The 13,229-nt window shown below is 60.8% G+C and carries 10 protein-coding genes; 3 read left to right on the top strand and 7 right to left on the bottom strand.

Annotated features, from left to right (window positions below):
- Nucleotides 1-100 precede the first annotated feature (100 nt).
- The 4 genes from LIY36_RS07695 to LIY36_RS07680 form a co-directional block, all read right to left on the bottom strand.
- On the bottom strand, nucleotides 101-337 hold the full coding sequence (locus tag LIY36_RS07695; protein ID WP_028619417.1) for a DUF1653 domain-containing protein: 237 nt from the start codon (nucleotides 335-337) through the stop codon (nucleotides 101-103).
- 96 nt (nucleotides 338-433) lie between these two features.
- Nucleotides 434-1,609: an acetyl-CoA C-acyltransferase FadA gene (gene fadA / locus LIY36_RS07690; RefSeq protein ID WP_192298624.1), complete on the bottom strand. Its 1,176-nt coding sequence runs from the start codon at nucleotides 1,607-1,609 to the stop codon at nucleotides 434-436.
- A gap of 29 nt (nucleotides 1,610-1,638) precedes the next feature.
- Nucleotides 1,639-3,786 carry a fatty acid oxidation complex subunit alpha FadB gene (gene fadB, locus LIY36_RS07685; protein ID WP_226455315.1) on the bottom strand — a complete coding sequence of 716 codons (2,148 nt, stop codon included), beginning with the start codon at nucleotides 3,784-3,786 and terminating at the stop codon, nucleotides 1,639-1,641.
- Between the two features lie 502 nt (nucleotides 3,787-4,288).
- Nucleotides 4,289-4,726 (bottom strand): hypothetical protein, encoded by a 438-nt coding sequence (locus LIY36_RS07680; protein ID WP_226455314.1) that lies wholly within the window; start codon nucleotides 4,724-4,726, stop codon nucleotides 4,289-4,291.
- Between the two features lie 105 nt (nucleotides 4,727-4,831).
- Here LIY36_RS07680 and LIY36_RS07675 point away from each other — a divergent pair, with 105 nt between their 5' ends.
- Nucleotides 4,832-5,272 (top strand): universal stress protein, encoded by a 441-nt coding sequence (locus LIY36_RS07675; protein WP_192298621.1) that lies wholly within the window; start codon nucleotides 4,832-4,834, stop codon nucleotides 5,270-5,272.
- Between the two features lie 184 nt (nucleotides 5,273-5,456).
- Here LIY36_RS07675 and LIY36_RS07670 read toward each other — a convergent pair whose 3' ends face one another.
- The gene (locus LIY36_RS07670; RefSeq protein WP_226455313.1) at nucleotides 5,457-7,376 is read right to left on the bottom strand and encodes an ATP-binding cassette domain-containing protein; all 1,920 of its coding nucleotides are present in this window, start codon (nucleotides 7,374-7,376) and stop codon (nucleotides 5,457-5,459) included.
- Nucleotides 7,377-7,590: 214 nt separating this feature from the next.
- On the opposite strand from LIY36_RS07670, the gene LIY36_RS07665 reads away from it, so the two are divergent.
- Entirely contained in the window at nucleotides 7,591-9,519 is a 1,929-nt protein-coding gene (locus LIY36_RS07665) for a transglycosylase SLT domain-containing protein (protein ID WP_226455312.1), read from the top strand.
- Nucleotides 9,520-9,665: 146 nt separating this feature from the next.
- Here the strand turns inward: LIY36_RS07665 and LIY36_RS07660 are convergent, their stop codons facing one another.
- Entirely contained in the window at nucleotides 9,666-11,432 is a 1,767-nt protein-coding gene (locus LIY36_RS07660; RefSeq protein WP_226455311.1) for an ABC transporter transmembrane domain-containing protein, read from the bottom strand.
- A 246-nt stretch (nucleotides 11,433-11,678) separates the two neighbouring features.
- Between LIY36_RS07660 and LIY36_RS07655 the strand changes: the two genes are divergently transcribed.
- Complete coding sequence (locus LIY36_RS07655) at nucleotides 11,679-11,852, top strand: PA1571 family protein (protein ID WP_192298617.1); 174 nt, start codon at nucleotides 11,679-11,681, stop codon at nucleotides 11,850-11,852.
- A 61-nt stretch (nucleotides 11,853-11,913) separates the two neighbouring features.
- Here the strand turns inward: LIY36_RS07655 and pdxB are convergent, their stop codons facing one another.
- On the bottom strand, nucleotides 11,914-13,056 hold the full coding sequence (gene pdxB, locus LIY36_RS07650; protein WP_226455310.1) for a 4-phosphoerythronate dehydrogenase PdxB: 1,143 nt from the start codon (nucleotides 13,054-13,056) through the stop codon (nucleotides 11,914-11,916).
- Nucleotides 13,057-13,229: the final 173 nt, after the last annotated feature.

The following is a 13,229-nucleotide window of genomic DNA, read 5'->3' as shown; positions in this document are numbered from 1 at the left end:
CTGAATTCGAGAAGTGAAAGGCAGTTGGCGCCTGTCGCGGCAACGCTATATATAGTGGCAACAAGGTGAGGTCAAGCGCAGCATTCCGCGCGACCAGCTGTTATTGCCCTGAAAAAAGACTGGGTTCGGCCTGGACCAAAGCAAAGCGCGGGACCTGCTCACCGTCAACTTCGACGGTCTCCACGAACATGCTCAATGGGCGTACCCAAAAGCCGTAATCCCCATACAGTGCTTGGTAGAACACCACTTCTTCTTCGGTCTCGGAATGCCGCGCCACACTGAAAACACGGTACTGCGGACCTTTATAATGCTGGTAGAGCCCTGGTTCGACTTTCATGCTCTGCCCCTCTTACAAAATTTGTTGAAAAAAAATACGAAACTGCCCAAAAACAAAAACCGGGGCACTGGGCCCCGGCTTCCGTCAACCCAACGCTTAGACGCGTTCGAAGACGGTGGAAATGCCTTGGCCGAGACCAATGCACATGGTTGCAACCCCGAGGTTGCCGCCATTTTGCTTCATCACGTTCAGCAAAGTGCCGGAGATACGCGCACCGGAGCAACCGAATGGGTGGCCCAGGGCAATCGCGCCGCCGTGCAGGTTAACCTTCTCATTCATCTTGTCGAGTACTTTCAAATCTTTCAGCACTGGCAAGGCCTGTGCGGCGAAAGCTTCGTTGAGCTCGAAGAAGTCGATGTCGTTGATGGTCAGGCCCGCGCGCTTCAAGGCTTTTTGTGTGGCCGGTACTGGACCATAGCCCATGATTGCCGGGTCCACACCCGCCACTGCCATCGAACGGATCACCGCCAGCGGCTGGATACCCAGGTCCTGGGCACGCTGCGCCGACATCACGATCATGCACGAAGCACCGTCGGTGATTTGCGACGAAGTGCCCGCCGTCACGGTACCGCCCTTTGGATTGAACGCCGGCTTCAAGGCCGCCAGGCTTTCCAGGGTGGTGTCCGGACGAATGGTTTCATCGTAGTCGAACAGTTTCAGGAAACCGTTCTCGTCATAGCCGTTCATCGGGATGATTTCGTCCTTGAACTTGCCTTCCACCGTCGCCTTGTGGGCGAGCTGATGGGAACGCAGGCCGAACGCATCCTGGGCTTCGCGGGTAATGCCGTGCATCTTGCCGAGCATTTCTGCGGTCAGGCCCATCATGCCCGAGGCTTTCGCCGCGTACAGCGACATGTGCGGGTTCGGATCGACGCCGTGCATCATGCTGACGTGGCCCATGTGCTCCACGCCGCCGACCACGAATACATCACCGTTGCCGGTCATGATCGCTTGCGCAGCGGTGTGCAGCGCGCTCATCGACGAGCCACACAGGCGGCTGACGGTCTGGCCGGCCGCAGTGTGCGGGATCTGGGTCATCAGCGACGCCATGCGCGCGATGTTCCAACCCTGCTCCAGGGTCTGGTTGACGCAGCCCCAGATCACGTCCTCGACTTCGCTCGGATCAACCTTGACGTTGCGTTCCAGCAATTTGCTGATCAGGTGTGCCGACATGTCTTCGGCACGGGTGTTGCGGTGCATGCCGCCCTTGGAGCGGCCCATTGGCGTGCGACCGAAGTCGACAATCACCACGTCTCTTGGATTCAAGCTCATAAATAGTCTCGCTCTAGTCGTTTGGGCGCTTAACCGAAGAAGCTCTGGCCGTTCTTGGCCATTTCACGCAGCTTCGCGGTCGGGTGGTACAGCGGGCCCAAATCAGCGTATTGATCAGCCAGGGCAACGAACTCGGCCACACCGATCGAATCGATGTAACGCAGCGCACCACCACGGAATGGAGGGAAACCAATCCCGTACACCAGGCCCATATCGGCTTCGGCGGCGGTTTCAACGATGCCGTCTTCCAGGCAACGTACGGTTTCCAGGCACAGGGCGATCATCATCCAGTTGATGATGTCTTCGTCCGACACCTCACGCTGCTCGTAGATGACAGGCGCGAGGACTTCGTGCACCGAAGGGTCGGCCACTTTCTTCTGCTTGCCCTTCTTGTCGGTCTCGTAGGCGTAGAAGCCCTTGCCATTTTTCTGGCCCAGGCGCTTGGCCTCGTAGAGCGCGTCGACAGCCGAGCGGCGGTCGTCTTTCATGCGGTCCGGGAAGCCTTCAGCCATTACGTCGCGACCGTGGTGGCCGGTGTCGATGCCGACCACGTCCATCAGGTACGCCGGGCCCATTGGCCAGCCGAATTTTTCCATGACCTTGTCGATGCGTACGAAGTCCACGCCGGCGCTGACCAGCTTGGCGAAACCGCCGAAGTACGGGAACAGCACACGGTTGACCAGGAAGCCCGGGCAGTCGTTGACCACGATCGGGTTCTTGCCCATTTTCTTGGCGTAGGCAACGGTGGTGGCGATGGCCAGCTCGCTGGACTTCTCGCCACGGATCACTTCTACCAGCGGCATCATGTGCACCGGGTTGAAGAAGTGCATGCCGACGAAGTTTTCCGGACGCTTGAGGGCCTTGGCCAGCAGCGAGATGGAAATAGTCGAGGTGTTGGACGCCAGGATGGTGTCGTCTTTGACCTGAGCTTCCACTTCGGCCAATACGGCTTGCTTGACCTTCGGGTTTTCGACAACCGCTTCGACCACCAGGTCGACATGGCCGAAATCACCGTAGGACAGCGTAGGACGAATGCCGTTAAGCACTTCAGCCATCTTCGCTGCGGTCATGCGACCTTTATCCACACGACCGACCAGCAGCTTGGCGGCTTCCGCCAGGCCCTGCTCGATGCCGTGTTCATTGATGTCTTTCATCAGGATCGGCGTGCCTTTGGACGCCGACTGATAGGCGATACCGCCGCCCATGATACCGGCGCCGAGTACGGCAGCCTGCTTCACGTCCTTGGCGATTTCGTCGTAGGCCTTGGCCTTTTTCTTCAGTTCCTGATCGTTCAGGAACAGGCCGATCAGGCTCTGGGCCGCCGAGGTTTTCGCCAGTTTGACGAAACCTGCTGCTTCGACTTCCAGGGCTTTGTCGCGACCGAAGTTCGCCGCTTTCTGGATGGTCTTGATCGCTTCAACCGGCGCCGGGTAGTTCGGGCCGGCCTGGCCAGCCACGAAACCTTTGGCGGTTTCGAACGACATCATTTGTTCGATGGCGTTGAGCTTGAGTTTTTCCAGTTTCGGCTGGCGCTTGGCCTTGTAGTCAAATTCGCCGCTGATGGCGCCCTTGATCAGGTTCAGTGCGGCTTCTGCCAGCTTGTCCGGGGCAACCACGGCATCGACGGCGCCGACTTTCAGCGCGTCTTCAGCACGGTTTTCCTTGCCGGCGGCAATCCACTCGATGGCGTTGTCCGCACCGATCAGGCGCGGCAGGCGGACGGTGCCGCCAAACCCTGGGTAGATGCCCAGTTTGACTTCAGGCAGGCCGATCTTGGCCGTGGCCGACATGACGCGGAAGTCCGCCGCCAGGCACATTTCCAGGCCGCCGCCCAACGCGATGCCGTTGATTGCGGCAACGGTCGGCACGTTGAGGTCTTCGAAATCGCTGAAAATCTTGTTGGCTTCGAGGTTGCCAGCCACCAGCTCGGCATCGGGCAGCTTGAAGTTGTCGACGAATTCGGTGATGTCAGCGCCGACGATAAACACGTCCTTGCCGCTGGAAACGATCACGCCCTTGACCGAAGCATCTGCTTTGATGGTGTCTACGGCCTGACGCAATTCATTCAGGGTTAGACGGTTGAACTTGTTGACGGACTCACCCTTGAGGTCGAACTTCAGTTCGACGATGCCACTTTCAAGAGCCGTAACCGTGATGGCTTTACCTTCGTAAATCATCAACTGATCTCCACGATATGGAAGCTGAACAGTACACATTGGACGCTGGCCTATTGGTTGGACATTGATGATTTGGTCAACGTTCAGGCCAATCCGCCAGGCACACCCGCCAATGCGATAGTCGGGATTATGTATGAGCGGTCTGACAGACAAACGCTCAATTCATACGCCCGTTTGATTTGGGTACGCCACCTTCATCCAATTCCGGGCAATTGTCAATCGCTCGAAAGGCTAGGAAAAACGCGACTTTCCAGTCATTTCAGAACCCCGCGCCCACACCGACGCCTCGTCAATATTCGAATATTCACGAAATCAATAATAGAAAAGAGCCGGGAAAAGGCTGTACAGATTCGGATATACGGCTAGGCTAGCCGCAACCGCAAAGCGCACGGATGAACATCCGGCGCAAGACAACTCAGAATTACCGGCCTGCCTGGCCAACTCCAGCCCGATGATGATGTCGGGCTTTTTATTGCCTGCCATTTTTGCTGCACGGGTTGGCTCAGGCCAAGGCTTTGAGCAGCGTATCAATGTCCTTCAACACACTCGCATCACCCTTCTCGCCCCAATACAAGGCGATCATTTGTTTATCCGCCTCGATTTTGTAGACGTTGTCCGGCAGCGTCGAAAAATACCCCAGCAACGTCTCGTCGACGCACACTTCACGCCACTGGTTGACCCACACCCCCGGCTCCAGTTGCCAGTAACTCCAGAGCGCCGGTGTGCTGCCGCGCCGTGGCCGACAGTACTGCGCGCACGGGCTCGGCGGCTCCTGCTTGAGCCAGTGCGGCCACTCCTGAGGCGCCAATTGCATGGCCAGGCCGATGCGGCGCGCCTCCATGCGCAGGGCCATGCGCCCGCTCTGATGGCGCGAAGGGCGCAGCCAGGCCAGAGGGCTCAGAACCACCACAAGGATTGACACCACTATCCAGACCGTCATATGTGTACTCCCGAATTTCTAGATGAGCGGATTTGATCTGACGCAACCCCATCCGCTTGAAAGCAGCCATACTGAATCTATTGCAGTCCCCTGGAGGAACGCCCCATGTCCTACGAACGTATTCTGGTCGCTGTCGACCTGACTGAAGAGTGCGATCCAGTCATCAAACGTGCGCGCGCGTTAGCCGTCGCCAGCGGCGCCAAATTATCGCTGGTGCATATCGTCGAGCCCATGGCCATGGCCTTTGGCGGCGATGTGCCGATGGACCTGTCCCAGCTGCAGCAACAACAGTTTGATCAGGCCAAGGAGCGTCTTGACCGCCTGATCCTCAAATATCCTGAGGTGACCAAGGAAAATTCCCACCTCACCTACGGCCAACCACGCCAGGAAATCCACCACCTGGCCAAGGAACAGAATTGCGACCTGATCGTGGTCGGCAGCCATGGGCGACACGGCCTGGCGCTGCTGCTGGGCTCCACCGCCAACGACGTGCTGCACGGTGCGCCGTGCGACGTACTGGCCGTCAAGCTGGTCAAAGCCCCTTGAGCGATATGAAGATCCAATGTGGGAGCAGGCTTGCCCGCGAAAGCGGTCTGTCAACTGCGGCATTTGGCGGCTGATACACCGCTTTCGCAGGCAAGCCAGCTCCCACACGTTTGATAGCATTTCATACAAAAAGCCCGGCGTTCATGCGAATGAAAGCCGGGCTTTTTTAATGTGCAGGAATCAATCAGGCATCCAACTCAGCCCAACGCTCAACCAACGCTTCCAGCTCCTGGTTCAACTTTTCCAGGGAGGCGATGACCTTGGCAGTCTCAGCCGCCGGACGCAGGTAGAACCCCGCGTCAGCCATTTCGGCCTCTACCGCCGCAATCTGCTGTTCCTTGGCGTCGATGTCACCCGGCAGGGCTTCCAGCTCGCGCTGCAGCTTGTAGCTCAGCTTCTTCTTGGCAGCCGGTGCTGCTTCCTGGACCGGTGCAGCGGCGACCACAGGCGTCACCACCGCCGACGTCAGGTCGGCCTTGCCGGACTTGCTCTCGGTCACGCCCAGCAGGCGCGGCGAGCCGCCCTGACGCAGCCAGTCCTGGTAACCACCGACGTACTCGCGCACCTTGCCTTCACCTTCGAAGACCAGGGTGCTGGTGACCACGTTGTCGAGGAATACCCGGTCGTGGCTGACCATCAGCACGGTGCCGTTGAAGGTCAGCAACACCTCTTCCAGCAGCTCGAGGGTTTCCACGTCGAGGTCGTTGGTCGGTTCGTCGAGGACCAGCAGGTTCGCCGGCTTGCTGAACAGCTTGGCCAGCAGCAGGCGCGCACGCTCACCACCAGACAAGGCTTTCACCGGCGTGCGTGCACGCTGCGGGCTGAACAGGAAGTCGCCCAGGTAGCTGAGCACGTGACGGCTCTGGCCGTCGATGTCGATAAAGTCACGGCCTTCGGCGACGTTGTCGATCACGGTTTTTTCCAGGTCCAACTGGTGGCGCAACTGGTCGAAGTAAGCCACGTCGATGCGCGTGCCCTCCTCAACCTTGCCGCTGGTCGGTTGCAGGCCGCTGAGCATCAGCTTGAGCAAGGTAGTCTTGCCAGTACCGTTGGCGCCCAACAGGCCGATACGGTCACCACGCTGCAGGACCATGGAGAAGTCCTTGATCAGGAACGGGCCGTCCGGGTGATGGAAGCTGACATTTTCCAGCACCATCACCTGCTTGCCAGATTTCTCGGCGGTATCCAGCTGGATATTCGCCTTGCCGGTACGCTCGCGACGCTCGCTGCGCTCGACGCGCAGGGCTTTCAAGGCGCGCACGCGGCCCTCGTTACGGGTGCGACGGGCCTTGATGCCCTGGCGGATCCAGACTTCTTCCTGGGCCAGCTTTTTGTCGAACAGCGCGTTGGCGGTCTCTTCAGCCGCCAGGGTGGCTTCCTTGTGCACCAGGAAGCTGGCGTAGTCGCCGTTCCAGTCGATCAGGCCGCCACGGTCCAGTTCAAGGATGCGTGTGGCCAGGTTTTGCAGGAAGGAACGGTCGTGCGTGATAAACAGCACGGCGCCCTGGAAATCCTTGAGGGCTTCTTCCAGCCAGGCGATGGCGCCAATGTCCAGGTGGTTGGTTGGCTCATCGAGCAGCAGCAGGTCCGGTTCGGATACCAGGGCCTGGGCCAGCAGCACACGACGACGCCAGCCGCCGGACAACTCGGCGAGGGTCTTGTCGGGCGGCAGCTGCAGGCGGCTCAGAGTGCTGTCGACCAGTTGCTGCAAACGCCAGCCGTCACGGGCCTCGAGGTCTTGCTGGACATGCATCAGCTTGTTCAGGTCGTCTTCGGTGACGCAGTTCTGTGCCAGGTGGTGGTATTCGGCGAGCAGTGCGCCGACGCCGTCGAGGCCTTCGGCAACCACGTCGAACACTGTCCGTCCGTCGGCCACCGGCAATTCTTGCGGCAATTCGCCGATCTTGAGGCCTGGGGAGCGCCACACGGAGCCGTCATCGGGCTTCTGGTCGCCTTTTACCAGCTTCATCATGCTGGACTTGCCGGTGCCGTTGCGGCCGATGATGCACACCCGCTCACCACGGGCGATCTGCCAGGACACCTTGTCCAACAACGGCATAGCGCCGAAAGCAAGGGACACATCGCTGAATTTGAGCAGGGTCATACGCTTCTCCAAAAACTGGGCGCGCATTCTACCTGAGTTAGGGGTGGGATGCGGCTGGCATTTTCGCTATCGACACGTTCTGTAGGACATTTCCGGCGAACCTGAACGAACCGGCCAGCAAAGCTTTCGTAGGTGTCGAGCAAAAGGCTAAGCTAGGGGCAATCTAGTGTCGGCCTTACCGGCGCTCTTCGTGATTTCTCTGCACGGACGTCTCATGCGCAGTCGCCTTTTCAACTTTTTATCTTGTCTGCTTCTTTCCGCCACTGCCGCCCAATCCGCCCAGGCCGTGGACCTCACTACCCAACGTCAATATTACGATGAGGCCAAGCGTGCCCTGGCCAAGGGCGATTCCGGCCCGTACATGCAATACAGCCAGGCGCTGGCCGACTACCCGCTGACGCCGTACCTGGCCTACGACGAGCTGACCGCGCGCCTGAAAACCGCGAGCAACGAGGAAATCGAACAATTTCTCGGCAAAAACGGTGACCTGCCCCAAGCCAACTGGATGAAGTTGCGCTGGCTGCGCTGGCTGGCCGAGCGCGGCGACTGGCAGACCTTTGAAAAGTACTACGAGCCCAAGCTCAACTTCGTCGAACTGGACTGCCTGCACGCCCAGTACCAACTCACCCACAATCTGAAGGCAGAAGGCTACAAGACCACCGAAAAGCTCTGGCTGACCGGCAAGTCCCAGCCAGCCGCCTGTGATGCCACCTTCGCCCAATGGGCCGCAGACGGCCAACTCACCGAACAGAAGATCTGGGACCGTGCCAAACTCGCCGCCGAAGCGCGCAACTACGCGCTGGCCAACAGCCTGGTGAAAACCCTGCCAACCCTCGGCGCCCAAGGCCGCCTGATGGTGGACGTTGCGCAAAAGCCCGAGATGCTGAGCGACCCGTCGCGCTTCCGGCCGGTCAACGAGGCCATGTCTGACGCCGTGGGCCTGGGCCTGCGTCGCCTGGCGCGCCAGGACCCGGACAAGGCCATGGCCCTGCTCGACGGCTATGCCAGCAGCATGCACTTCTCCCGTGACGAAAAAGTGTCGATCGCCCGTGAAATCGGCCTGACCCTGGCACGTCGCTACGACCCGCGCGCCCTTGACGTGATGACCCAGTACGACCCGGAGCTGCGCGACAACACCGTGTCCGAATGGCGCCTGCGCCTGCTGCTGCGCCTGGCACGTTGGGAAGATGCCTACCAGCTCACCCGCAAGCTCCCACAAGACCTGGCGACCACCAACCGCTGGCGCTACTGGCAGGCCCGCGCCCTGGAACTGGCCGAACCCAAAAACCCGCAAGCCCTGGTGCTGTACAAAAACGTGGCCAAGGAACGTGATTTCTACGGTTTCCTCGCCGCCGACCGCTCCAAATCCCCCTACCAGTTGACCAACAAACCGCTGGTGATGAGCCAGGCGCTGACCAACAAGGTGCGCAACACCCCAGGCGTGCGCCGCGCCCTGGAGTTCTACGCCCGCGGCCAGATCGTCGATGGCCGTCGTGAGTGGTATCACGTCAGCCGCCACTTCAACCGCGACGAAATGGTCGCCCAGGCCAAGCTGGCCTACGACATGAAGTGGTACTTCCCGGCGATCCGTACCATCAGCCAGGCGCAGTACTGGGACGACCTGGACATCCGCTTCCCGATGGCCCACCGCGACACCCTGGTGCGTGAAGCCAAGGTGCGCGGCCTGCATTCGAGCTGGGTGTTCGCCATCACCCGCCAGGAAAGCGCGTTCATGGACGACGCCCGCTCCGGCGTCGGCGCCAGTGGCCTGATGCAACTGATGCCCGGCACCGCCAAGGAAACCGCGCGCAAGTTCAGCATCCCCCTGGCCTCCCCGACCCAGGTGCTCGATCCGGACAAAAACATCCAGCTCGGCGCGGCCTACCTGAGCCAGGTGCACAGCCAGTTCAACGGCAACCGCGTGCTCGCATCGGCCGCCTACAACGCCGGCCCCGGTCGCGTACGTCAATGGCTGCGCGGCGCCGATCACCTGAGTTTCGACGTGTGGGTGGAAAGCATCCCGTTCGACGAAACCCGCCAGTACGTACAGAACGTGCTGTCTTATTCGGTGATCTACGGGCAGAAGCTCAATTCACCGCAGCCGCTGGTGGATTGGCACGAACGCTACTTTGACGACCAATAGTCCTGGTTGTAGTGAGCGGGCTTGCCCCGCGCTGGGGGGCGAAGCCGCCCTAAACCCAGGCACCACGGTGTATCAGTAAGACCGCGGGGCCTGGATTTGGGGCGGCTTCGCCCCCCAGCGCGGGGCAAGCCCGCTCACTACGCCCGTCAGGGGCTGTCACTGAACTGCAACGCCGCCAACCGCGCATACAGCGCATTGCTCGCAATCAGTTGCTGATGCGTGCCCACCGCCACCAGCTTGCCTTGGTCCATCACCGCGATCCGGTCCGCGTTCTTCACCGTTGCCAACCGATGGGCGATCACCAGCGTGGTACGGCCCTGCATGAGTTGCGGCAGGGCTTGCTGGATCAAGTGCTCACTCTGGGCATCCAGCGCACTGGTGGCTTCGTCCAGCAGCAGAATCGGTGCATCCACCAACAAGGCGCGGGCGATGGCCAGGCGTTGGCGCTGGCCGCCGGAAAGGCCCATGCCGCCGTCCCCCAGGTGGGTCTGGTAGCCGTCGGGCATTTGCAGGATGAAATCGTGGGCGTGGGCGATGCGTGCGGCGGCTTCGACCTGTTCCCGGGTGGCGGTCGGGTTGCCATAGCGGATGTTTTCTTCGACGCTGCCGAAGAACAGCGCCGGGCTTTGGGACACCAGGGCGAACTGGCGGCGCAGGTCCATGGGCTCAAGTTCGGTCAGCGGCTGGCCTTCGATCAGGATACGGCCGTGCTGCGGGTCATAGAAACGCAGCAGCAAATCGAAAATCGTCGATTTGCCTGCGCCGGACGGGCCGACCAGGGCCAGGGTTTCGCCAGGGTTAATCGTCAGATTCAAGCCGTCGATGGCGTAGCTGTCCGGCCGCGATGGGTAGGAAAAGCGCACGTCTTGCAACTCCATACGACCGCTGACGCGCTCCGGCAACTGGACCGTGCCGGTGGCAGGAGCCTGGATGTCATTGTTTGACTGCAACAATTCGCCGATGCGCTCGGCGGCACCGGCAGCACGCTGCAATTCGCCGAGCACTTCACTCAGGGTGCCGACAGCGCTGCCGACGATCAGGCTGTAGAACACAAACGCCGCCAGCTCCCCACCGGAAATGCGCCCGCCAATCACGTCCATACCCCCCACCCAGAGCATCACACCCACGGCGCCGAGCACCAGCATGATCACCAGGGTAATCAGCCATGCGCGCTGGACGATACGTTTGCGCGCCGTGGCGAAGGCCTCTTCCACGGTCATGGCGAAGCGCTGCTCGTCCTGCACCTGATGGTTGTAGGCCTGCACGGTCTTGATCTGCCCAAGGGTCTCGGACACATAGCTGCCCACGTCGGCGATCCGGTCCTGGCTCTGGCGCGACAAGCTGCGCACGCGGCGGCCGAAGATCAGGATCGGCGCAAGCACCAGCGGCAACGCAACCACCACAATACTGGTGAGCTTGGGATTGGTGACAAACAGCAGCACGATGCCACCGATGACCATCAACCCATTGCGCAGGAACAGCGACAGCGACGAACCGATCACCGATTGCAGCAACGTGGTGTCGGTGGTCAGCCGCGACTGGATTTCCGAGCTGCGGTTGTTCTCGTAGAACCCCGGGTGCAGGTAGATCAGGTGGTTGAACACCTGACGCCGGATGTCCGCCACCACCCGTTCGCCAATCCACGACACCAGGTAGAACCGCGCAAAGGTGCCCACGGCCAGGCCCAGTACCAGCAGCATGAACAGACCGATGGACTGGTTGAGCAGGTGCGGCGATTGGGTCATGAAGCCCTGGTCCACCAGCAGGCGGATGCCCTGCCCCATGGACAAGGTGATGCCTGCCGTGATGATCAGCGCCAACAAGGCACCCAGCGCCTGCCAGCGGTAGGGCGCGATAAAGCGGCTGGCCAGGCGGATCGCACGGCGTTGACGGATCGAGAACATGGAGGGCATCACCTGCGCAAGGAGGATAGGTATCTACACTGCAACATTGGGGGAACTTGGCTGAATAACAATGAGTCAGGTTAATTATGCCCGCCAGCATGGGCGCCTAGAGGCTATCGGTCTAATACCCGGCTGGAAATCCGCAGTGGTTTCTGGTGGACTGAGGGTTCGAACCGATGATCTTGCAGGGAGTTGTAACAGCGCGGTCACGCGGGGGAATTAGAGTAGGTACACAACCTGATGAGGAGACAGGCCATGACCTTGCACACCAGCAGCAATGCCAAGATTGAAGTGATCCGTCAGCCGCAGCAGTTGCCTTGCTCGTATATCGATGCAACGGGCCGCGAAGTGCAGATCACCGAAGAGATGATCCAGCAAGCGTGCAGCGAGCTGGAACAGCGACTGGTCACGCCTGCCAAGCAAGGCTGAAGCGCCCAAGCTCTTTCAAACCCGGCCCAGGTGGCCGGGTTTTTTTGTGGCGTGGGAGCGCCTACAGGGACTTGGCGCCCAACGCCGAGACGATACGGGTCAGCACCGCCGACTCACCGTTGATGCGCACGCTCAAACCATCGATCTCACGCCGCGCCGGATAATGCTTGCGCAACAGGTCAAAAGCCGTGCGCTGTTCCTGCACCGTACCTACAAGGCTGCGGCGAAAATCCGCATCGTCGCGGCGCGGGTCATACACGCTGCGGCACAAGGTCGCCAGCGCCCAGGCCGGGTCGGTTTCTGCATTCAGGTGCACCTCGGCCAGCCACAATGGCGGCAGCAGGTCGCTCAGTTGAATGCTCGGCGCCTGCCCCAGATAAGCACAGAACGCCTGATAGATCTGCGCCGTACCGCGCTGGCGGCCTTCCAGGCTATAGCCGGCGATATGCGGCGTGGCCAGCACGCACAGGTCGGCCAGGTCGATGTCGACCTCGGGCTCGCCTTCCCACACGTCCAACACTGCTTGCAGGTCTTCGCGCGCCAGTAACACTTCGCGCAGGGCCGCATTGTCCACCACCGGCCCACGGCTGGCGTTGATCAGCCAAGTGCCGGGCTTGAGCTGGTTGAGGCGCTGACGATCAAACAGGTGCCAGGTGGAACCGTTGCCAGACTTGGTCAGCGGCGTGTGCAGGCTGATCACATCGCACTGCTCGATGATCTGCTCCAGGCTGACGTAATCCCCGCCTTCGGCGCCCTGCCGTGGCGGATCGCACACCAGCACGTTCCAGCCCAGGCCCTTGAGCACCTTGACCAGCCGCCCGCCGACTTCCCCGGCGCCGACGATGCCGTAGGTGCGCTGATTGAGGTCGGCACCTTCGATCTCGGCCAGGGTCTGCAAGCTGCCCAGCACGTAATCCACCACGCCCCGCGCATTGCAGCCGGGGGCGCTGGACCACTGGATGCCGGCCTGCTGGAAGTAGTCGAGGTCCAGGTGATCGGTGCCGATGGTGCACGTGCCGACAAACCGCACCGACGAGCCTTCCAGCAGCGCGCGATTGACGTTGGTCACCGAACGCACCAGCAGCACATCGGCCTGCTCCACGGTGGCGCGGTCAATGGAACGGCCGGGCACCCGGCGGATCTCGCCAAAGCCTTCGAAGAAGGCATCGAGCAGCGGAATATTTTCGTCGGCAACAATCAACATGGCAGGCTCCTTTCGCGGACCCGCAGTGTACACAGTTCCCATGCAGGGGAGCTTGTGTGGGAGCGGGCTTGCTCGCGAATGCGGTGGGTCAGTAACAAATCAGTCGCCTGACACGCCGCCTTCGCGAGCAAGCCCGCTCCCACACAAGCCAGCTCCCACAGGGGATTTGTGGT

It is taken from the genome of Pseudomonas sp. AF03-9 (assembly GCF_020515815.1).
Taxonomy (GTDB): domain Bacteria; phylum Pseudomonadota; class Gammaproteobacteria; order Pseudomonadales; family Pseudomonadaceae; genus Aquipseudomonas.
The sequence above is the reverse complement of the archived record's forward strand: the minus strand, read 5'-3'. Positions and strand labels throughout refer to the sequence as shown.

What these genes read in the sequence shown, in the direction of transcription:
- LIY36_RS07695 (WP_028619417.1), bottom strand. Translation starts at nt 337, where the DNA reads ATGAAAGTCGAACCAGGGCTCTACCAGCATTATAAAGGTCCGCAGTAC.
- fadA (WP_192298624.1), bottom strand. Translation starts at nt 1,609, where the DNA reads ATGAGCTTGAATCCAAGAGACGTGGTGATTGTCGACTTCGGTCGCACG.
- fadB (WP_226455315.1), bottom strand. Translation starts at nt 3,786, where the DNA reads ATGATTTACGAAGGTAAAGCCATCACGGTTACGGCTCTTGAAAGTGGC.
- LIY36_RS07680 (WP_226455314.1), bottom strand. Translation starts at nt 4,726, where the DNA reads ATGACGGTCTGGATAGTGGTGTCAATCCTTGTGGTGGTTCTGAGCCCT.
- LIY36_RS07675 (WP_192298621.1), top strand. Translation starts at nt 4,832, where the DNA reads ATGTCCTACGAACGTATTCTGGTCGCTGTCGACCTGACTGAAGAGTGC.
- LIY36_RS07670 (WP_226455313.1), bottom strand. Translation starts at nt 7,376, where the DNA reads ATGACCCTGCTCAAATTCAGCGATGTGTCCCTTGCTTTCGGCGCTATG.
- LIY36_RS07665 (WP_226455312.1), top strand. Translation starts at nt 7,591, where the DNA reads ATGCGCAGTCGCCTTTTCAACTTTTTATCTTGTCTGCTTCTTTCCGCC.
- LIY36_RS07660 (WP_226455311.1), bottom strand. Translation starts at nt 11,432, where the DNA reads ATGCCCTCCATGTTCTCGATCCGTCAACGCCGTGCGATCCGCCTGGCC.
- LIY36_RS07655 (WP_192298617.1), top strand. Translation starts at nt 11,679, where the DNA reads ATGACCTTGCACACCAGCAGCAATGCCAAGATTGAAGTGATCCGTCAG.
- pdxB (WP_226455310.1), bottom strand. Translation starts at nt 13,056, where the DNA reads ATGTTGATTGTTGCCGACGAAAATATTCCGCTGCTCGATGCCTTCTTC.